22 protein-coding genes are annotated in these 18,551 nt (G+C 49.5%); 2 read left to right on the forward strand and 20 right to left on the reverse strand.

Going from position 1 to position 18,551, the window contains the following annotated elements; all coding sequences use genetic code 11:
- Positions 1-11: 11 nt before the first annotated feature.
- The 17 genes from AC0YNV_RS09945 to AC0YNV_RS10025 form a co-directional block, all read right to left on the reverse strand.
- Entirely contained in the window at positions 12-1,049 is a 1,038-nt protein-coding gene (locus AC0YNV_RS09945) for an NAD(P)H-dependent glycerol-3-phosphate dehydrogenase (RefSeq protein ID WP_475767917.1), read from the reverse strand.
- Positions 1,050-1,057: 8 nt separating this feature from the next.
- A complete protein-coding gene (gene plsY / locus AC0YNV_RS09950) occupies positions 1,058-1,651 on the reverse strand; it encodes a glycerol-3-phosphate 1-O-acyltransferase PlsY (RefSeq protein ID WP_210041504.1) in 594 nt (197 codons plus the stop codon).
- Positions 1,652-1,916: 265 nt separating this feature from the next.
- Positions 1,917-3,239: a ribosome biogenesis GTPase Der gene (der, locus tag AC0YNV_RS09955; RefSeq protein ID WP_475767919.1), complete on the reverse strand. Its 1,323-nt coding sequence runs from the start codon at positions 3,237-3,239 to the stop codon at positions 1,917-1,919.
- 184 nt (positions 3,240-3,423) lie between these two features.
- Positions 3,424-3,609: a capping complex subunit for YIEGIA gene (locus AC0YNV_RS09960; protein WP_210041523.1), complete on the reverse strand. Its 186-nt coding sequence runs from the start codon at positions 3,607-3,609 to the stop codon at positions 3,424-3,426.
- Positions 3,602-4,525, reverse strand: coding sequence for a YIEGIA family protein (locus AC0YNV_RS09965; RefSeq protein ID WP_210041525.1), 924 nt, complete (start codon positions 4,523-4,525; stop codon positions 3,602-3,604). The genes AC0YNV_RS09960 and AC0YNV_RS09965 overlap by 8 nt, the downstream gene beginning before the upstream one ends.
- A gap of 3 nt (positions 4,526-4,528) precedes the next feature.
- Positions 4,529-5,152 (reverse strand): YphA family membrane protein, encoded by a 624-nt coding sequence (locus AC0YNV_RS09970; RefSeq protein WP_475767922.1) that lies wholly within the window; start codon positions 5,150-5,152, stop codon positions 4,529-4,531.
- 156 nt (positions 5,153-5,308) lie between these two features.
- Positions 5,309-6,649: a 30S ribosomal protein S1 gene (gene rpsA, locus AC0YNV_RS09975; protein ID WP_475767924.1), complete on the reverse strand. Its 1,341-nt coding sequence runs from the start codon at positions 6,647-6,649 to the stop codon at positions 5,309-5,311.
- Positions 6,650-6,757: 108 nt separating this feature from the next.
- Positions 6,758-7,336, reverse strand: a complete 579-nt coding sequence (locus AC0YNV_RS09980) for a lysophospholipid acyltransferase family protein (RefSeq protein ID WP_475767926.1) — start codon at positions 7,334-7,336, stop codon at positions 6,758-6,760.
- A gap of 3 nt (positions 7,337-7,339) precedes the next feature.
- Positions 7,340-8,041 carry a (d)CMP kinase gene (gene cmk, locus AC0YNV_RS09985; RefSeq protein ID WP_475767928.1) on the reverse strand — a complete coding sequence of 234 codons (702 nt, stop codon included), beginning with the start codon at positions 8,039-8,041 and terminating at the stop codon, positions 7,340-7,342.
- A gap of 133 nt (positions 8,042-8,174) precedes the next feature.
- Positions 8,175-8,378: a hypothetical protein gene (locus AC0YNV_RS09990; RefSeq protein ID WP_475767930.1), complete on the reverse strand. Its 204-nt coding sequence runs from the start codon at positions 8,376-8,378 to the stop codon at positions 8,175-8,177.
- A 109-nt stretch (positions 8,379-8,487) separates the two neighbouring features.
- Entirely contained in the window at positions 8,488-9,141 is a 654-nt protein-coding gene (locus tag AC0YNV_RS09995) for a flagellar brake protein (RefSeq protein WP_475767932.1), read from the reverse strand.
- 104 nt (positions 9,142-9,245) lie between these two features.
- Positions 9,246-10,580: a germination protein YpeB gene (gene ypeB, locus AC0YNV_RS10000; RefSeq protein WP_475767934.1), complete on the reverse strand. Its 1,335-nt coding sequence runs from the start codon at positions 10,578-10,580 to the stop codon at positions 9,246-9,248.
- A gap of 116 nt (positions 10,581-10,696) precedes the next feature.
- A complete protein-coding gene (locus AC0YNV_RS10005) occupies positions 10,697-10,852 on the reverse strand; it encodes a hypothetical protein (protein WP_210041559.1) in 156 nt (51 codons plus the stop codon).
- Between the two features lie 76 nt (positions 10,853-10,928).
- Entirely contained in the window at positions 10,929-11,624 is a 696-nt protein-coding gene (gene prsW, locus AC0YNV_RS10010) for a glutamic-type intramembrane protease PrsW (protein WP_210041566.1), read from the reverse strand.
- A gap of 37 nt (positions 11,625-11,661) precedes the next feature.
- Positions 11,662-12,918, reverse strand: a complete 1,257-nt coding sequence (locus AC0YNV_RS10015) for a Glu/Leu/Phe/Val family dehydrogenase (protein ID WP_210041568.1) — start codon at positions 12,916-12,918, stop codon at positions 11,662-11,664.
- A 135-nt stretch (positions 12,919-13,053) separates the two neighbouring features.
- Positions 13,054-13,662 carry a genetic competence negative regulator gene (locus AC0YNV_RS10020; protein ID WP_210041571.1) on the reverse strand — a complete coding sequence of 203 codons (609 nt, stop codon included), beginning with the start codon at positions 13,660-13,662 and terminating at the stop codon, positions 13,054-13,056.
- Positions 13,663-13,909: 247 nt separating this feature from the next.
- Positions 13,910-14,215, reverse strand: a complete 306-nt coding sequence (locus AC0YNV_RS10025) for a hypothetical protein (RefSeq protein WP_210041572.1) — start codon at positions 14,213-14,215, stop codon at positions 13,910-13,912.
- Between the two features lie 270 nt (positions 14,216-14,485).
- Here AC0YNV_RS10025 and AC0YNV_RS10030 point away from each other — a divergent pair, with 270 nt between their 5' ends.
- Positions 14,486-15,436 (forward strand): polysaccharide deacetylase family protein, encoded by a 951-nt coding sequence (locus AC0YNV_RS10030; protein ID WP_475767938.1) that lies wholly within the window; start codon positions 14,486-14,488, stop codon positions 15,434-15,436.
- Here AC0YNV_RS10030 and AC0YNV_RS10035 read toward each other — a convergent pair.
- On the reverse strand, positions 15,387-16,244 hold the full coding sequence (locus tag AC0YNV_RS10035; protein WP_475767940.1) for a metallophosphoesterase: 858 nt from the start codon (positions 16,242-16,244) through the stop codon (positions 15,387-15,389). The two genes, AC0YNV_RS10030 and AC0YNV_RS10035, sit on opposite strands and share 50 nt — an antisense overlap.
- Before the next feature lie 268 nt (positions 16,245-16,512).
- On the reverse strand, positions 16,513-17,106 hold the full coding sequence (locus AC0YNV_RS10040; RefSeq protein WP_210041589.1) for a CPBP family intramembrane glutamic endopeptidase: 594 nt from the start codon (positions 17,104-17,106) through the stop codon (positions 16,513-16,515).
- Positions 17,107-17,207: 101 nt separating this feature from the next.
- Here AC0YNV_RS10040 and AC0YNV_RS10045 point away from each other — a divergent pair, with 101 nt between their 5' ends.
- The gene (locus tag AC0YNV_RS10045) at positions 17,208-18,128 is read left to right on the forward strand and encodes a hypothetical protein (RefSeq protein ID WP_475767942.1); all 921 of its coding nucleotides are present in this window, start codon (positions 17,208-17,210) and stop codon (positions 18,126-18,128) included.
- Positions 18,129-18,141: 13 nt separating this feature from the next.
- Here the strand turns inward: AC0YNV_RS10045 and AC0YNV_RS10050 are convergent, their stop codons facing one another.
- A complete protein-coding gene (locus AC0YNV_RS10050) occupies positions 18,142-18,468 on the reverse strand; it encodes a rhodanese-like domain-containing protein (RefSeq protein ID WP_475767944.1) in 327 nt (108 codons plus the stop codon).
- Positions 18,469-18,551 lie beyond the last annotated feature (83 nt).

Raw genomic sequence — 18,551 nt, forward strand, 5'->3', positions numbered from 1 at the left:
AGGGGAAAGGATTATTGGTGTAGGCCCCAGGAGCCCGCTCCTTCTTCCATTTCATGCGTGCGGCCCCGGCCCATCAAATCCTCGACAGCGCTGCGCGGCGGTTTATTCGCAAACAAAACCTGGTACAGCTGCTCCGTAATCGGCATGACCACATCTAATCTGGCAGCGAGCTCACGCGCTGCACTGGTTGTGCGGACGCCCTCAACCACCATTCCCATACGCTGCAGCACATCATCCAGTGCAAGTCCGCCGGCAAGCATGGAACCTGCACGCCAATTGCGGCTGTGCTTGCTTGTACAGGTGACAACCAAATCACCGATGCCGGCAAGACCGGCAAAGGTTAAAGGGTTCGCCCCCATTGCCGTGCCCAGACGGCTGATCTCGGCCAATCCTCTGGTGATGAGCGCAGCCTTGGCATTATCGCCAAAGCCAAGTCCGTCCGTCAATCCCGCCCCAAGGGCGATGATATTCTTGATTGCACCCGCTACCTCAACACCGACAACATCGGGATTGGTATATACCCGAAAATAGGGGGTGATAAAGGCATCCTGAGCCCGTTCTGCCGATTCCTGGCATGCTGATGCCACTACAACCGTCGTTGGTTGTTTGTTCACGACCTCTTCTGCATGGCTGGGTCCTGAGAGCACAACAAGCTGTTTCGGATCACCTGACAGCTCCTCGGCAAGAATTGAAGTCATCCGGTTATAGGTGACAGATTCAAAGCCTTTGGTTGCATGAACACAAAGCGTCCTCTCAGCAATAAAAGGAGCGGCCTGTCTGGCCACTTCCCGCATGGCGGAGGAAGGCGCGGCAAATAGAACAAGCTCTGCCCCTGTGACCGCTTGTTCTATATCCGTTGTGGCTCCTATTCTGTCAGACAGTACAGTGTCGGGTAAAAATTTATGGTTGCGATGCTCTTCATTGATTTCCGTGACTTGCTCGGAATTGCGGGCCCACATGATGACGTTGTAGTCATTGTCAGCAAGAACGGCTGCCAGTGCGGTCCCCCAGCTTCCGGCAACAAGGACGGCTGCTTTCCGGTTTGTCATATGTGCACCTACCCTTTTTTGGCTCCCAGCTTGTTTTCATTGCCCTGCAGCAGCTTCACAATATTGCTGCGGTGACGGACAAATGCAAAGACACAAACAATCAGACTAGCCCACAGCAAGGCCTCGGACATCCCGAATAGCCAAACAAATAAAGGCGTTAGCAGTGCAAACAGCAAAGAACCCAGTGAAACAAAGCGGGTCAACGCAATGGCAGCGATAGCCACGCCGCCAGCGATGAGACAGGGCACCAAGGCCAACGTTACCATTACGCCCACTGTCGTAGCGATTCCTTTGCCGCCTTTGAAATTAAACCAGATCGGCCAATTATGGCCGGCAATGGCTGCCAATCCGCATAATACGGGAGCCCAATCATCACCGACGATCAGCATGCCCAGCAAAACGGCAGCGACTCCTTTGGCGATGTCAAGTAAAAAGACAGTAATTCCCGGACCTTTGCCAAGCACGCGCAGCGTGTTGGTCGCGCCTGCATTGCCGCTGCCATGACTGCGGATATCAATGCCCTTGACCCATTTGGCGATTAGAATACTGAATGAGATGGAGCCTAATAAGTAACTTATGAGAACCGCGATGACTGTAAACACGTTCTTCTCTCCCCAGGAAGAATTCTTGATTTCTTACCCCCTAAATCCCCCTTTCATAGGGGGACCCCGAGGGCTCCGCCCTCTGGACACCCGAATGGTATAACGTTCGGGAGACAGAGACGGACGATTTGATTATTTTGCAGCTTCGGCCCGCTTTCGTCCCTTCGGGACACGCTTTAATGCGCAGATTCTGTGAAATGCGCCCTTAGCCCATTTCACAGAATCTTTTTTTGTCCCTAATGGGACATGTGTTGATGTGCGAGTTTTAATCCTCATCCGATTTGCGGCGGGTATAGATACGGATTGGTGTCCCTTCGAAGTTGAAGGCGCCGCGGATTTTATTTTCCAGATACCGCTCATAAGAGAAATGCATCATCTCCGGATCGTTGGCAAACAGCACGAAGGTCGGCGGTTTGGTGGCTACCTGGGTTGCATAGTTGATACGCAAGCGTCTGCCTTTATCTGTTGGCGGAGGATTGATGGCGATGGCATCGGATACAATATCATTAAGCAGATGCGTCTGAATTCGAAGCGCATGCTGCTCGGAGACATGATCGACAACCGGAAGCAGCTTGTGCAGCCTCTGCTTGGTTTTGGCCGAAAGATATACAATCGGCGCATAGGTCATGAACAGGAAATGATCGCGGATGCTCGTGGTAAATTGCTGCATCGTCTTCTCGTCCTTGTCGACAACATCCCATTTGTTAATGACGAAAATCGATGCTTTCCCTGCCTCGTGGGCATAACCGGCAATATGCTTGTCCTGCTCGATGATGCCTTCTTCGCCATTGATCAGCACCAGCACAACATCTGCGCGCTCGATGGCTTTTAATGCGCGCATAACGCTGTATTTCTCGGTTGTCTCATAAACCTTGCCCCGTTTGCGCATCCCCGCCGTGTCGATCAGCACATATTTTTGACCGTCCCGCTCGAATGGCGTATCGATCGCATCGCGCGTTGTACCGGCGACATGGCTGACAATAACCCGTTCCTCGCCCAGCAGCGCATTGACCAGCGAAGATTTGCCGACATTCGGGCGTCCGATCAAGGCAACACGAATCACATCGTCTTCATAATGTTCCTCTACAAGCTCGGGAAGCTTACTGACGGCAGCATCCAGCAGATCGCCTATGCCCATACCGTGAGATCCGGAAATCGCGATAGGATCGCCGAAGCCCAGATTATAAAACTCGTAAATATCATCATGCCGATTGAAATTATCAACCTTGTTTACTGCAACCACAATCGGTTTGCGGGATCGAAGCAGCATTTGTGCAACTTCATCGTCCGCATGAGTCAATCCATCTTTGGCATCCACCATGAAAACAATAACATCTGCTTCTTCAACAGCCAGCTCCGCTTGCATGCGCACCGATTTCATGATTTCGTCTTCGCCGTCGATTTCAATGCCCCCCGTATCCACGATACTAAAGGCTCTGCCGTTCCATTCTCCGGAACTGTAAATGCGGTCCCGGGTTACGCCCGGCTTGTCCTCCACAATCGCTAACCGATCGCCAATGATGCGGTTAAATATCGTAGACTTCCCCACGTTAGGCCGCCCTACGATGGCGATAATGGGTTTTGCCATGTTTTCACTCCTTCATAAAAATAGGTGCTTTTTTGTATTTTCACTGCCGGTTCACAGTGTATATGCAACGAATAATGCTATCCGTTTTTTCACAAATATAAGTTATGTATAAGAGAGGGTTATACGAGCTTATATTTACTCACGCCTACCATCATAGCAAAAAACCCCCCGCTTGGCTAACATTTCATTCCTGATGGCGATCTACCAGAATGATTGTTCCATTCTTCAAATCATGAGCACTGGCGTCTAAAATCTTTTCCAGCAAAAATGCTGTCGTTTCCCGTTTGTCTATGTCGGGTTCGATAAAAATCGGCGCGCCTCCGCGGGTGCCCTCCCCATTCACCGTTACAATAGCCACAATTTTAGCCATGTCTATCCTCCTTACGGTTCACACTTGCTTCAGTTGGCATCCGAACCGCAGACTCCAGAATCGGCACTTTCAAGGTTACTGCACGCGCTTTGCTCCCATCCATATCCTGAGGCAGCAAAAAGACGGCCAACCGCCCATTTTTCATGTCCAATTTGGCTAAGGGGACCAGTGCAGGCTCTCCATCGTCACGGTAGACCCCAAGAATTGTGGACAAATCGAATAAAATCGCCTGCCGCTGTCCAAGATTGCTGAGTGTGGCTTTGCCATTGGCATTGAAGGGCGTCAAAATAATACCAAGACCTCTCTCCGCAATTATCTGCTGATTGGTGGTCAGCCCCACATTCATGATATATATATCTCCCACAAACAAATCCGGACCGTCAACTCTTACCTCAGCGATCTCCGCTTCCGCAATATGGGAAATATTTTTGCCGGATTTAAGCACCCATACCAGCATAAAAGACAAAATCCCCGCAAGAATGCCAAACAACGGCCCCAAGCTGATGGAAGCGAGACTTGTCAGCAAGGAAGTCAATATGACCAGATAGTTCCGGCCTTCAAATACCATGGCGATACCTTCAATGTAAGTAGCCCCCCGGGGGACCAGCTCCAGACTGTCGATTTTGTCGAGCGTATCCCGTTCCATTTTACGAACATCGCGGAACTGCTGGGCAGCGAGCGTCAAAAAGGTAATCGCTGTGAAATCCTTGTTATACAAAGCCGGAACGGCTACAGCACCCAGCGCCGCCGCAATCACGCCGAGAGAGATATGAATAATCCGGCCATGCGGATATGTCGGATATTGCCGGTAATCCGTCCGCAGCATCAGCATCCTGGAAAAAATCCCAAATGCAATTCCAAGCAGAATTCCGATCAAAATATGATGCGGTTGTCCGATTTTCATCTGTTCCCACATGGATTATGAACTCCCGCCTCTCTGGGTGAACCGGCTATTGCCTTTTTGAAGCAGGCTTCGTATAAAGCCCCTGACCAGACTGACAATTCTCGCTGCAAGCAAGGCGATGGCAAATCCATCCCACCATCCCAATGATCCTATAATCAGCATTCCGCCTGGCGGCCGGATAATATCCACTAGCTGCGATATCAGGGCGGAGGCAACAATTAAAGCAAATTGATGACGGAAACGCTCTACCAGAATGCCGGCCATCAATCCGGCTATCAAGGGCCCATCCCATAAAGGATGGATGCCAACAAATACCGGATCTGCCCGGTACATAACATGCACCCACATCCAGATCACACCCGTAAACAACGAGCAAAGCGTAAGGTACACGAATTGTCCGGCCTGACGGATGCTTACAAGCGAAAGAATCGCTGCCCCGACCGCTGCAAGCACACTGCCTTGCACATAATCAGTCGTCGTTCCGATGGCAATTTTGATATTATGCAGAATAAGAACCGCAATAACGAAAATGGTAAGCGCCCGGCCTGATACCCCGTCGGCAACCTGCTGTTTCCATCCGGTTGCATATAATATAAGCAGCATGGTAACGAACCAGCATGCGATAAATCCTTCATTCAAGCATTATCCCCCCTCTTTCGACTATCCTATTATGCGCCTCAGCCGCCAAACCTAATCTCGCGTATCCATCTTAGCGTACACAAAGAAAAAAGCCGCAAAGCAGGCAATAAATGCCTGTTTTGCGGCTAATGATAAAGATTTCTACAAATTTCGGTCTTATTTCAATTTGCTCAATTTATCGCCAAACCGCTCAGCCAGCGTAAAGCTCATGCCTTCATTGCTCAAGCTGACGTTCGGATTGTTCAGTTCCACCTTAGGTGAACGCTGTGATGAGGAGGAACGCTCCGGACGCGATGACTTCTCAGGTTGTTCAGGAGCTTCTTCCGTTTCCTTGATGCTGAGGCTAACCCGTTTCTCAGATGGGTTGAAATCAAGCACTTTCGCCTGTACTTCCTGACCTTCTGTAACCACTTCATTCGGAGTAGCTACATGACGGTGAGCAAGCTGCGAAATGTGAACGAGACCTTCAACGCCAGGTGCAATCTCAACAAAAGCGCCAAAGCTGACAATACGGCGTACCGTACCCGTCACGATGTCACCCGTTTTGAATTGACCATTAGCAGATTCCCATGGGCCCGGTTGTGCAGCTTTCATGCTCAAGCTGATTTTGCCTGCGGCAGGATCGACTTTAAGCACTTTAACGCTGACGGATTGGCCTTCCGAGACAATATCCTTCGGATGAGCCACATGCTGCCATGAAAGCTCGGATACATGAACCAGACCATCAATGCCGCCGATATCAACAAATGCTCCAAATGGAGTAAGGCGCTGAACAGTGCCCTCGATCTCTTGGCCTACTTGAATCGAGTTCATTACAGCCAGTTTGTTTTGCTCGAATTCAGCATCCAGCACTTCTTTTTGGGAAAGAATCACTTTATTGTTCTCGCGATCGATTTCCTTTACCTTAACGCGAAGCGTACGGCCTTTGTAGTCACTGAAATCTTCTACAAAATGACGCTCAACCATGGATGCCGGAATAAATCCGCGCACGCCAACATCGGCAACCAGCCCGCCTTTGACAACGTCGGCAACCGTTACTTCGAATACTTCTCCTTGATCAAAACGGTTCTGAAGCTCATCCCAGGCTTTCTCGCCGTCGACCAGCTTTTTGGACAGAACGAGTTTTTCCTTGTCATCGTCAATGCTGACGACTTTCAATTCTACCTCTTGACCGACTTCTACGGCGTCTGCCGCACTTTCAATCTGAATCGAGGAAAGCTCACGAAGTGGAATAACGCCGTCATATTTATATCCAAGGCTCACATAAGCTTGGTTATCCTCAATTTTGACGATTGTGCCTTTTACAGAGTCGCCTTTCTTCAAGGACACAAAGTTGTCCAATGCGTCTTGGCTTTCCACTTGCTCAGCGGCTTCGACATTTTCAGTCGTTTCCGCGCCAGCGGATTGTTCAATTTCATTATTTTCCGCAGCAGCGGTCTCTTGCGATTCGATATTTTCCGCAGCTGCGGTTTCCTGCACGTTTGTTTCTTCTGACATTTGAAAAACCTCCTCAGTTCATACCCCAACTTTATTTAAACGCACGCCCGCGACATTGAAACAGAAGCTCCGACGTACCATCTAAAACTTAATTATACATGCAAAACCCTATCCTTGTGCAACCATTTCGCGAATTCGCTTCATAATGACCTCGGTGACCTGCTCCAGAACATCGGATGCGGGATCCTCGGTGAATGCGGAAATATCAATAGGCTTGCCGAAACGGATCTTCATCTTGCGGAAGATACGATAATTCCCGACAATCGCTACCGGTATAATGGTTGCCTTGCTGCGCATCGCAATCATCGCGGCGCCTTTCTTCCCCATCGCAGAGGCGGCAGCCTTGCGGGTTCCCTCCGGGAAAATGCCCATAACTCCCCCTCCCTGCAAAAGGGTGATGGAGGATCGTATGGCATCCTTGCTGACACCGCCGCGTTTGACCGGAAATGCCCCAAGCTTGCGGATAAAAGGACCGAATAACGGAATTTGGAATAATTCCGCTTTCGCCATATAGTGCACCCTCCGGTTAAGCTTTGTGCCTACTGTAGGAGGATCAAGCACACTAAGATGATTGGAGCAAAGGATTACGCCCCCTGTAGCCGGAATATTCTCCAGCCCGCTTGCCTCAAATCGGTAAAAGACAGCATACAGGACGCGGAGCACACGGCGGCAAACCCTATATAACATAGTTTACTTCGCCTCCGCCAGTTTGGTTCGGCTTAAGTCTAGAATAAGTGCTACAACTTGGTCAATAGTAAGTTCAGTGCTATCGACCTTGATGGCATCCTGCGCACAAACCAATGGCGAAATTTCACGCTGTTCATCGCTCAGATCACGCTTGGCAATTTCCGCTTCCAGCTGTTCCAGCGAGATTCCCTCAAGATCCTTCAATTCCTCATAACGCCGCTTCGCTCTTATTTGAACGCTTGCGGTCAAGAATACCTTCAATTCGGCATCCGGCAGAACATGGGTGCCGATGTCACGGCCATCCATAACAATGCCTCTTGATGCGGCAAGCTGCCGCTGCAGCTCCACCAACCGGATACGAACCGATTCATGTGAAGCCACCTGTGAAACGTGTAGCGTTACTTCGCGTGAACGAATAGCGGATGTTACATCTTCCTCATTCAAAAATACCATTTGACCGTTCACACCCGGAGCAAGGCGGATGCTCAGCGAATTCACCAGCTGCTTGAGCCCGTCCGTTTCTCCGGGATGGATTCCCGCCCGATTGGCGGCCAGCGTTACCGCACGATACATGGCTCCGGTATCGATGTAAACATAGCCGAGCTGCTCGGCAACCTTGCGTGCAACGGTGCTTTTGCCGGCACCTGCAGGTCCGTCAATCGCTACGTTAATGCGGTCGCATTCGCGTCCCCCATTGATGCTCAACGGTGTATAACCTCCTTGAGAGCCGTTAGCGGTTTTCATCCCATGCTCTGATCATCAAGAAAAAAGCAGGCTCTGCCTGCGATAGTGAAAATTATACCACAGCAGTTTTGAAGATGCAAAGAACGCGAATCGCCTAGAAGGGGGTCCCCTCCAATCGATCCACGCCTGTTATCCATAAACGAACCTGCGGAATCTGCAGCACAAGCTGACTTGCAACCAGAAGAATCAGTAGGATAATAACAATTTTTTTCAGTACATCGGTAACATCATCGGATAACTCTTCAAACCCTTTCAAACGCTTGGTACGTTTGCGGGCGAATAACTGACGAAGCTTCATGGTCGCCTCTCCTTGTTGACTGCCAGGTAGATAGATAGTCATGGGTTGTGAGGATAGTTTTTCCAATAAGCTTGTCCTTATGCGCCAAAAAAAAGAAAAATGTCGGTTTTTATTTTTTGCGAAAATCCAGTTGACGTTCAAAACAGAACCTAATAATCTTCTGTCTGTCACCGTCCGAAATGCTTGCGAATTTGGCCATAATCTGATTTTTGCCCGTTTCCATGCGTTTCACGCGGACAACCTCCGCTTTAAACTGGGAATGGTCTATCGTACCGTTTCGGTAAGGCACCAGCAGCCAGCAGTCCAGATCCGTACCGTCCAGAATCGGCCATTTGGCATCGGCAAGAAAGGAGATCCCTCCTCCGCCGACATCGTCCGTCATCCCGATAAAACGGACATGAGTCGACATCTGGATTGCCAGCTCCAGCTCTGCTGACACCCGCAGGAAATGCCGTCTCTGGACCTTGGTTATACTCTCCGGGTCCGGCTTGCCGATCCGGATCATTTTGACGACATCGTCCTTGAATCCCAGCACATGTGAATTAAAATAATGTTTAACCCCATCGCCGGTCATAAAATAGATGGACAGCTCATCTCCCAGAAACAGCCGTTTGTACCGGCCATTACTTTCGAGAATGGGTATATCAATAAGGAGTTCATGATCTGCTTCGTCGGAAACTCTCGATTTATATTCGGTATTCGCTTCTTCTTCATCGGATGAGGCCACTTGCAGGTAAAGAAATTGATTCACTTTCGGCAGCATGATCGTCCCCCCATTTTCCTCGATTATAGCATAGCCCATGCCATATAGGGGAGGTCCTCATGAAAGAAGATAGGACGTGCAACATGAGTCGCACGTCCTATCTTCTATTGGGGCATTTCTTCGATTACTTCTTCAACACCTGTATCGGCATTAATGTACATCCGATACATCGCATTATTGATTTTGCCGACAAATTCGTAGCACAGCACTTCTTCACCCTGTTCGCTCGCAATCAGGGCCAGCTGTTCGGATTTCGTCTGAAAATCCGGATTCAATGCCTTCCGTGCTGCAGCCAAGGTCAGCTTGGGTTTTGGTATTGTCCGCTTATGATGCTCATACACATAATCCGAAGCCTGAAGTCCCACCACATCGCCATTGTCCAGCGCTACCTTAACCGTCACCTTCTCCGGGAAGATAAGCACTCCATCCTGTGTGCCGACGAGAGTTAGGACGGCAATCGTATCGTAGCGGTCGTAATTTACGGTTTTCATGCCTTTATAGCCATGGTCGTTCAAAAACTCCGTCGCCTTGGTCTTGGCTTCTTCGGCCTGCAGAGTCTGCTTGCCGATGGTGCGCGGATTCTCAAACCAGATCAGCTGCCCGCCTTTTTTTGTGAAATCCATCTGTATCGGATTGTCCATATTAGGCTGTTCAATGGTGGCGGAGTAGGACTCATATTCCGTTCCTTTCCCATTTTCGACAACGTGTATGTTGCTCATATCCGGCATATTCATAAAATCGGCAGCAAGCTTCCTGATGTCTTCGGCCGATTTCATATCGCCGCCAAGCATTTTAATCGATCTTTTTTGATACATGCTGGAAACTGAGGGTCCCCAATTGATTTCCGGGTATTCACTGACGGTTTTGTCCACGGTTTTGAATCCGTCAATAATGGTGTTGTCATTAGTCGATTTCTCGGAGGCCAACGCGACTTCAACATCCATCCACCGCAGACTATTCGCCAGCACCTTGCCTTGAACGCCGATCAGCTCATTGGAGATTTGCTCTGAGTTCGTATACAGTGTTTTGAGCATCTTGTATTCCTCAGTCGACAGTGGTTGTTTGGTTAAATCCCGCACAGAGGTTTTATAAGAGAAGTTGGCGATCTTCGAGAGAAACTCCTCTGTCTTGTTAAACGGCAGCAGTGTAAGCGGCAGCTGATTGATTTCGCTTTGAGCCTGACTTGTCAGACGCCAAACGTTCACCAGCCCTTTGCGGTGATAATTCTGGGATGCCGCATGTACGGCAAGCGTGTTGCCGAGCTCCCGATGAAGCTGCGTGACATGGTAGGTCAAATCATGGAAAGCCCGCTGATATTGGTTCTCAGCTTTAATCAAAACCGAATTCTTCTCTTGATGCTCCTGATAGCCCCAATAAATCGAACCGATAAAAAACAGTGTCATTACCGGGAATAACACAGCGCTTAATCGACGGTACATAAGGCAAAAGCTCCTTTCGTGTGCAAAACCTGGTGTTAGTTTGGTTTGCACGAAGGAGCTTTATACATCCATGTCAATAACATATGGCAGCGGAGGATATTCCTCCGCCGCAGGCTTTACAGAGCCTCTTCCACTTCAAAATCATGCTCATTGTTGCAAAGACACTGCTTGAAGCCTGTATCGATGCGGTCTTTGTCTCTTCGTCCGCGAAGCACAAACTTTTCTCCGCAAACCCTGCAGCGAATGCTCACTTTAACTCGTGCCGTAATCATTTTTTCCTCCTGAATGTAATACTGCTTCAATCTTCAACAATAGTCGTGCTTGATGATCCTATTATGGACCAAAAAATTACAATTTAATCTCTTCTTCCCGCCCAAGCAGGGCAAACGGTGACCGGGCGTTGGCCCGGTTCATCTTCCGGATTCCCTTTATCCACAAATAGGTCATGAGCGGTACAATAAACCATACCCAGTAGGTGGAGCCGGAACCCATAATCCAATCGTAAACGCCATGCTCCACCATGGGCGCAGCGGCTGCAAGCATAATAAATTTGCCGCTGGATTTTTTCGCGGCAAATTTGGCTTTGCCCAAATAATATCCCATTGTGACGCCAAACAAGGCATGTCCGGAAACAGGAAGAAGCGCACGGATAAGCAATGTGCCCATGGAAGAAGGCTGAAATACCGCATAGAGCACATTTTCCACAGTAGCAAAACCAAGCGATATCGCTACTGCATACACAATCCCGTCATAAGGCTCATCGAATTCCGTATGGTTGTATATGATGTGATACAGCACGAACCACTTGACCAGTTCCTCCACCCCTGCCGATACGGCAAAGGCAAATACGAAGGGATGGTCGCCCCACAAAAGAGTCAGGCCGCGTTGAATGACCATAATAGGCAGTACGATGACGACACCGAGAAGAAATACGCGCAGCACCATATGAATCGGTTCAGCATCGTACCGGTCCTTCAGATAAAAGTAAGTGAGCAAAGAAATTCCGGGCGCAACCGCTCCGGTTAATATGGAAAAAAGCAGCATTTTCTCGTCTGTCACCTCCTGGTGTCATGCACAACCCTTACACCCAACCGCGATAACGCGAGGCCTCCGCCATCTTGCGGACCCCGACCATATAGGCGGCCAGCCGCATATCCACCTTGCGGCTGATATGAAGGTCATAAACTTGATTAAATCCGCGGATCATCATTTCCTGCAGCCTGCTGTCCACTTCGGTTTCGGACCAATAATAGCCCTGATTATTTTGAACCCATTCAAAGTAGGACACAATCACGCCTCCGCCGCTTGCCAGCACATCCGGAACAAGCAGGATGCCGCGATCCGTCACAATTCGGGTAGCATCCATTGTTGTTGGCCCATTCGCCGCTTCCACAATGATTTTCGCTTTAATTCTGTCGGCATTATTCACCGTTATCTGATTTTCTATCGCAGCGGGTACGAGAACATCGCATTCGAGCTCAAGCAGCTCCTCATTGGATATCGTATCCCGGAATAAATTGGTCACCGTACCGAAGGAATCCCGCCGGTCAAGAAGAGAATCGATGTCCAGTCCCTCTTTATTATACAACGCTCCGTTCACATCGGAAATACCTATAACTTTGGCACCGGCATCATGCATGAATTTTGCCAGGAAGCTTCCGGCATTTCCGAAGCCTTGAATGACTACCGTCGCATCGGGAAGAGGAATGCCTTTTACCCGGAGAGCCTCGTCGATGACGATCGCAACCCCGCGCGCCGTCGCGCTTTCGCGCCCCAGCGACCCGCCAAGCACAATAGGCTTGCCGGTTATAAAACCGGGTGAATCAAACTCGCGGATCCGGCTGTATTCATCCAGCATCCAGGCCATAATTTGTGAATTTGTCATCACATCGGGCGCGGGAATATCTTTGGTTGGACCCACAAGCTGGCTGATTGCCCGGACATATCCTCTGCTGAGCCGCTCCAGCTCCCGGAAGGACATATTGCGGGGATCGCAGATAATGCCTCCCTTTCCTCCGCCGAAAGGCAAATCGGCAATGCCGCATTTCAAGCCCATCCAGATCGAGAGCGCTTTGACTTCATTCTCGTTTACGTCGGGATGAAAACGGACTCCTCCTTTGGTTGGACCGACCGCATCATTATGCTGGGCCCGGTATCCCACAAACATACGCATATTGCCATTGTCCATCCGGACGGGAATGCGTACGGTCAACAGCCGCATCGGTTCTTTGAGCAGCTCTACCATTTCATCTCCATAACCCAGCTTGCGAAGCGCATCCTTAATCACCGCTTGGGTAGATGCGAGCATATCGTTTGAATTCGATACAGATTCATTCATAAATTCGCCACCACCTTTTCTACCATAATATGAGCGGTTAGAGTCGGGGCTATGCGGCGGCAAGCATGACGGGTAAACAAAAAGCACCGTGCACAGGGATTGAACCCCGGATGCAGATGCTTAGGAATGACCACTTTAGAAATAAGTGCAGATTTCGGCGACAGCTTTGGCCGGCATAATCACTTTGCCATACTCCTCAAGAATCGCAGTTGTCACGGATGTTGCTTCCCCGTACTCGGCAAGGAGGGCAATAATGGCGTGATAGCGCGCCAGCTCTACACCTTCAGATTCAAGAACAAGCATATATTTGCCATTATAGGAATATAAACGTCCATCGTCCGTTAATTCGGCTGCCTTGATTTGCTTGCAAACCGCAATCACATCTTCGATGTCCCGGAAAGCGTACATGACAACATCACTTTGCTCAAGTGTGACTTCAAGCTCATAAACATCCTCGTCGCCGTCGTCTTCCTCGAGGGAGCGTTCCTCCGGCTTGAAATTCACCTTGCCTCTTGTAACAATGACGACCATACCCTGAGCCGGGAGGGCAAATACTTCAACAGCAAGAGGACCGCTCGCATCAAAACCTAATTCGTTATAGGCCTGATCCATCATCTCGCTGAAAAGTTCGTGCACCTTCGGTATTTCGCGCCACATGTCTTCCTTCTGGATCCCACGCTCCAGCAGGTCGTCGAACGTCAGAAATATACGTATTTTGTCTTGATTGAGTCGTTCGATTTTCATGATAGGATCCCCCTTCTCGAAAGCATCTGCTTCGTTTTCGCGGAGCAAAACCGTCTTCGAAAGCGCACAAACGCGGTAATATCGGTTATAAACAGCGTATGAAGCAAGCGCTGTTTGGTGATTAAATCGTGCTATGTAACTATGTTAGCATGTCTGTGATTGGAATGCTACTTAGATCACACAAAAAAAGAATCGCCGGACCGTCTCCTATTATACGAAATCAGACGATCAAACGATTCAATTTTTTTTAATGCTTTGTCGCTTCCGCCATGATCTCTTCCGCCTGCCTCTTCACATGTGGATCCTGATTCAGCATTTCCTCAATTTGATTCCAGCTGTCGCCCGATCCTTCCGAATGCTTCGAGTCATGATCTGCTTTGTCGGAGCGGAATTTACGGTCGAGAACCGCATTAACCGCTCTTCCCTTCATTCCATCCCAAGCCTCGCCCGCCGCTGCGCCAGCCCAGGCAAACATTCCCGGACGTTTTCTGGCGGCATACACCGCTACTGCTGCTCCGGCAAGACCACCGAGCATAAAAGCGCTCCATTTCATCGGTAATCCTCCTTATTAAGCTTCGTGATTTCAAGCTTAGTTTGACCCAACAGGACTGCTGTCATTCCGTGCTCCAAGATATGCCGATTACATAATAACATCCTGTTTTCCTGGAATATTGCAAGCTGATTAAAGAGCGGAAAAATGCGTGCCGGAGGAATAATTATGTTACAATGGTTGAACTTTAGAGTAATAAAGAGGAATAGGCTATACATATCCGGCAAGTCTTAGTAAGCCGGACAAATCAAAATGAGTTTAGGAGGCATAACTATGCCAGGACTACATAAATCCACCATCATGCTTAAGCTGTCGCTAGGCTTCCTGCTGCTTTCAGGATGCGCGGCTCAGCCTCATAATAATGAATCAGGCAATCAGACAATTGCGCCTGCGCCAAATACGGCTCCTTCCAATAATGATGCCCCAGCTAGTGAAGGTCCGGCGCAGCCGGCCGCAGAGCCTGCAGACCCCCAAGCCGATCAAACTGCGGGAACAGAGCCTGCTATCGGCAGCGGGAGCGAAGACAATTCAACGGGTACAACCCAGAAACCGGAAGATGCGCCGGTCAAGGAGAAACTCTACAAAATGAGCAAGGCTTACCGATTTGAACCCATCTCCAAAGAAACGGCCGACAAGGTTGTTCTTCTCACCTTCGATGACGGGCCCAAAGAGGATAAAATGATTAGCGGCTTACTGGATACGCTGGATAAGCATAAAGCGAAGGCAATTTTCTTCGTCAATGGCTACCGCGTGAAGAAACATCCCGAACTGCTTAAAAAAATAGCCGACCGCGGACAGACGATCGGCAATCACTCCTGGGATCACATCGATTTGAAAAAAGAATCAGTTGCCGCAATTGAAAAGCAGGTTGGGGATGTTCAGAACATTGTGAAGGAAACCTTAGGCTTTGAGCCTGTATTTTTTCGCCCGCCTTTTGGTTCGGGAGGAGACAAGGTCCGAAGCATTGTCAACAAAAAAGGCATGCTCTATACGACCTGGTCAAACGGTTCTCTGGATTGGGACACGAAAAGCACAAAGGAGCAGCCTGATCTCGTCATAAAAAACGTGCTGGAGCAGCTCCACCCCGGCGCTAATATTCTGATGCATGAGCTTCCCTGGACGGTTGAAGCACTGGACACGCTATTGACCAGGCTCGAAGAGAAGGGCTACGGATTTATTGATCCTCAGACGATAGACCTGGGTCTCGATCAGACTTCAAAGTAAGAAAATGCAGCTGTGCGGGAGCCAGCAGCCTAAGCGGGAATTTGGATGTGCCGAAACCGCAGCTTACGAACAGCAGGGGCGATACCGTCTCTGCTGCCTGGATTGCCGGCAGCTTAAACCACCCGCGTCCATAATGCTTCAGAGATTGGGTTCTCAGCACGGGGCCAAGAAGAGGCAGGACGATCTGCCCGCCATGTGTGTGGCCGCTTAGAATAAGATCAACCGGCATATCGGAAAGCAGCCGGCCGGCAATAATGGGGTCATGCGCAAGCAGAAGCGTGAACAAACGATGCCCGTCTTCCGGCTCACTCAAAGCCAGAGGCAGCTTATCCCTGTTGGTGCGGGGATCGTCCACGCCCGCCAGGCGGATACGGCTCCCATCCTTTTGCTCCAGAATCACGGACTCATTAACCAGCATATGGATTCTTTCTTCCTGCAGCATTACCTCAAACGGGCGGATATCCTCATCATGATCATGATTGCCATAAATAAAATAAACCGGAGCGATGGAAGCAAGCTTCCGCAAATTGCCGCGCACCCGTTCAAGAGGAACGCCCTTCTCCCGAAGATCGCCCCCAATCAGAACGAGATCGGCTCCCCCTTCCCCGATGCACCGCTCTATCACCTTAACCGGAATTACTCTTCTATGAATGTCGCTAATAAACAATAGCCGCGTACCGTCAAAAGCATCCGGCAGCCTGTCAAGCGAAATCACATGCTGATCAAGCCGGTAGCGGTAGGCTTCACTAATCATATAAACAATAAGACCTAAAGCGGCGATCCCCAGAGCAAGCAGCCACCCTATCATCGACGAACCGCCTCCCATACTTGCATAGCCGGTTATATTCCGGACAGTTTTTTCCCCCAGATTACAAGTCCGATCACGAGAATCATAAACAGCATAATAAGCAACCGGTAATACCATTTGGCGATCTTTAGTTTGTTTGAGGGATGCTTCAGGACCCTTGAGGACAGGACGTTACCTTCCGGACGCGACTCAGATGCGCTCCTGTTCCTTTTCTTCCCCCGGGATTCAGGCTCAATCCTCCGCCCTCTTCCGTATTTTAGAACTCTGCTCATGTTTCCCTCCGAAAACGAATAACGAAACCCATCACCATATCAATAACAAAATGGGCGATGATCGGGGCCCATAACGACCCTGTCTGTATGTAAATCCAGCCTAATGCATAACTGATGGAGAAGACCAGACCAGTAGGAATCCAATGCCTCAAATAACGGACATGGATCGCGGCAAACACGATACTCGTCCAGTAAGGACCCAGATTATGCTGGATGGCTCCCCGAAACAAGGTTTCCTCACAAATAGACACAATCAAAGACAGAACGACGATATGCCAGATCGGCCTGTTTTTAAAAATCCGGTCGTTGACTCCTCCGTCATCCCCCGCTTCCTCAGGGACAAAACGGGATACTAGAAGGTCTACAGCGATGACCGCAGCAGCCAAACCAAGACCCCACAGAAGGAATTTCCAGCCACTTGGGAGAGCATACAATAAAAATGGATTTCGATGCTGAAATAAAATCCAGATCAAACCGATAATAAAAGTAACGGCTTGCGTGGCATATAAATTAATCAGCAGCAGACGGTCATCAATTTGATCAATCGTGACTTTTTTAAAGCGAATTTTACGGATGTCGAATTTTTTCATTATTAACCGCCTGACATGAAGGTTCATATTTCCTTTTCCACCTATTTAACCTATACTGATTAGGACAATCGAATTAGATCAGAAGAACGAAGGGGATTATCATGGAGAAACGATTAACACGAACTGAAATGCTGTTTAGCCTCGGTTTCCTGTTTATGCTGGTTTGTGCTGTCGGCGCTTTTTTTTATGGTGTAAAGATCGGATCCGACCAGACCGAAGCGAAGCTCATTGAGCAGACCAGGCATTTGAGCGGAGGCAAGAGCAACAGTGTAACCGCGTACCAGCAGCAAGATCTGGTCTCCTTCTATCATACCGTATTTTTACCCTATCGTGAATTTCAAAACGAATGGACTCAAACCTTACATAAAATGTCCACCCAACAGCTGTCGGATTCCGGTTCCGCTTTGAAAGAATTGGCCAGCTCAGCCAGGCAAAAATACGATGAAGCCAAGCTTGCATCCGTGCCGGCCACCTCTCCTCTTCTCGAACAATCCCAGCTGCAGCTCCTAAAGGGTCTTAAACTGTTTGGAGAAGCCGCGCAGCGCGGTGCAGGCTCTGCCAGAGATATGTCATCGGCCAATCTGGTCCAAGGCCTTGAGAAGGACGCTTATTACCTGGAAGGTGTCAAACAAGCTTTAACCGGCCAGCAGAATTATTATTATGCCATGATGAAATGGAGCAGCTCCGTTAATCCGGATATCCCCGACCAGTATGCAGCAACTTCGGTACTGGAGCTCAGCAAGTGGAAATCGCTCCCGCTTGTCGTGAAGAACAAATTAATAGCTGAGCAGTTCAAGGCGCGTATGCTGATTGTTTCCTATTATCCTCAGGATTTGACAGCGCGCGTGGATCAATTCATCGGATCCGGGCAAACCGCCAAGATGGGCATGAAAACGCTCGGGTCCGTCATTGATTTGCTGATCAGCACAGAGGCCGTCCGTCCCGGAGACTTCGATGACAGCAAGCCGCTGCTTTACCCCAAGGAGCTGCTGCCGCAGCTGCCGTTTTTCTATCCGGAATAATGCAAAGGCTTCCTTAGTCATATTGGAAGCCTTGAAGAGAGGCTACAGCCGCCATTCCCCCAACAACGTTGTGGAGGCTGCTGTAGCCTTTCTCTGTTAAATACCGGCAGACTCCTGCACTTCTGACCCCATGAGCGCAGATAATATATACCGCTTTGTCCGCGGGAATTTCCGCAAGCCTGTGAGGAATTGTATTCATTGGTATCAGCAATGAGGAATCCAGATGATAATAATCCCATTCCTGCTGCTCCCGCACGTCAATAATTTGATCGGAATCAAGATTCCCCCCGGCCGCAAGCTGCAAAAACTTTCCCGGCTCGATATCATTCCATTGCTCCATCTGTGTGCTCCTCGGCGTTATTTGCATGCATGTCCGGTAAGCCCGAAAACGCCCTTGGGAAGCATGCTCTTTTCAAGGTCGAT

This window comes from Paenibacillus sp. JT31N11, assembly GCF_056269285.1.

What these genes read in the sequence shown, in the direction of transcription:
- der (WP_475767919.1), bottom strand. Translation starts at nt 3,239, where the DNA reads ATGGCAAAACCCATTATCGCCATCGTAGGGCGGCCTAACGTGGGGAAG.
- AC0YNV_RS10020 (WP_210041571.1), bottom strand. Translation starts at nt 13,662, where the DNA reads ATGAAAATCGAACGACTCAATCAAGACAAAATACGTATATTTCTGACG.
- AC0YNV_RS09945 (WP_475767917.1), bottom strand. Translation starts at nt 1,049, where the DNA reads ATGACAAACCGGAAAGCAGCCGTCCTTGTTGCCGGAAGCTGGGGGACC.
- AC0YNV_RS10025 (WP_210041572.1), bottom strand. Translation starts at nt 14,215, where the DNA reads ATGAAATGGAGCGCTTTTATGCTCGGTGGTCTTGCCGGAGCAGCAGTA.
- AC0YNV_RS10005 (WP_210041559.1), bottom strand. Translation starts at nt 10,852, where the DNA reads ATGATTACGGCACGAGTTAAAGTGAGCATTCGCTGCAGGGTTTGCGGA.
- prsW (WP_210041566.1), bottom strand. Translation starts at nt 11,624, where the DNA reads ATGCTGCTTTTTTCCATATTAACCGGAGCGGTTGCGCCCGGAATTTCT.
- AC0YNV_RS09995 (WP_475767932.1), bottom strand. Translation starts at nt 9,141, where the DNA reads ATGCTGCCGAAAGTGAATCAATTTCTTTACCTGCAAGTGGCCTCATCC.
- AC0YNV_RS09965 (WP_210041525.1), bottom strand. Translation starts at nt 4,525, where the DNA reads ATGTGGGAACAGATGAAAATCGGACAACCGCATCATATTTTGATCGGA.
- AC0YNV_RS10050 (WP_475767944.1), bottom strand. Translation starts at nt 18,468, where the DNA reads ATGGAGCAATGGAATGATATCGAGCCGGGAAAGTTTTTGCAGCTTGCG.
- AC0YNV_RS10030 (WP_475767938.1), top strand. Translation starts at nt 14,486, where the DNA reads ATGCCAGGACTACATAAATCCACCATCATGCTTAAGCTGTCGCTAGGC.
- AC0YNV_RS10035 (WP_475767940.1), bottom strand. Translation starts at nt 16,244, where the DNA reads ATGATAGGGTGGCTGCTTGCTCTGGGGATCGCCGCTTTAGGTCTTATT.
- AC0YNV_RS10040 (WP_210041589.1), bottom strand. Translation starts at nt 17,106, where the DNA reads ATGAAAAAATTCGACATCCGTAAAATTCGCTTTAAAAAAGTCACGATT.
- AC0YNV_RS09960 (WP_210041523.1), bottom strand. Translation starts at nt 3,609, where the DNA reads ATGGCTAAAATTGTGGCTATTGTAACGGTGAATGGGGAGGGCACCCGC.
- AC0YNV_RS09980 (WP_475767926.1), bottom strand. Translation starts at nt 7,336, where the DNA reads ATGTTATATAGGGTTTGCCGCCGTGTGCTCCGCGTCCTGTATGCTGTC.
- AC0YNV_RS10045 (WP_475767942.1), top strand. Translation starts at nt 17,208, where the DNA reads ATGGAGAAACGATTAACACGAACTGAAATGCTGTTTAGCCTCGGTTTC.
- AC0YNV_RS09990 (WP_475767930.1), bottom strand. Translation starts at nt 8,378, where the DNA reads ATGAAGCTTCGTCAGTTATTCGCCCGCAAACGTACCAAGCGTTTGAAA.
- ypeB (WP_475767934.1), bottom strand. Translation starts at nt 10,580, where the DNA reads ATGTACCGTCGATTAAGCGCTGTGTTATTCCCGGTAATGACACTGTTT.
- AC0YNV_RS10015 (WP_210041568.1), bottom strand. Translation starts at nt 12,918, where the DNA reads ATGAATGAATCTGTATCGAATTCAAACGATATGCTCGCATCTACCCAA.
- rpsA (WP_475767924.1), bottom strand. Translation starts at nt 6,649, where the DNA reads ATGTCAGAAGAAACAAACGTGCAGGAAACCGCAGCTGCGGAAAATATC.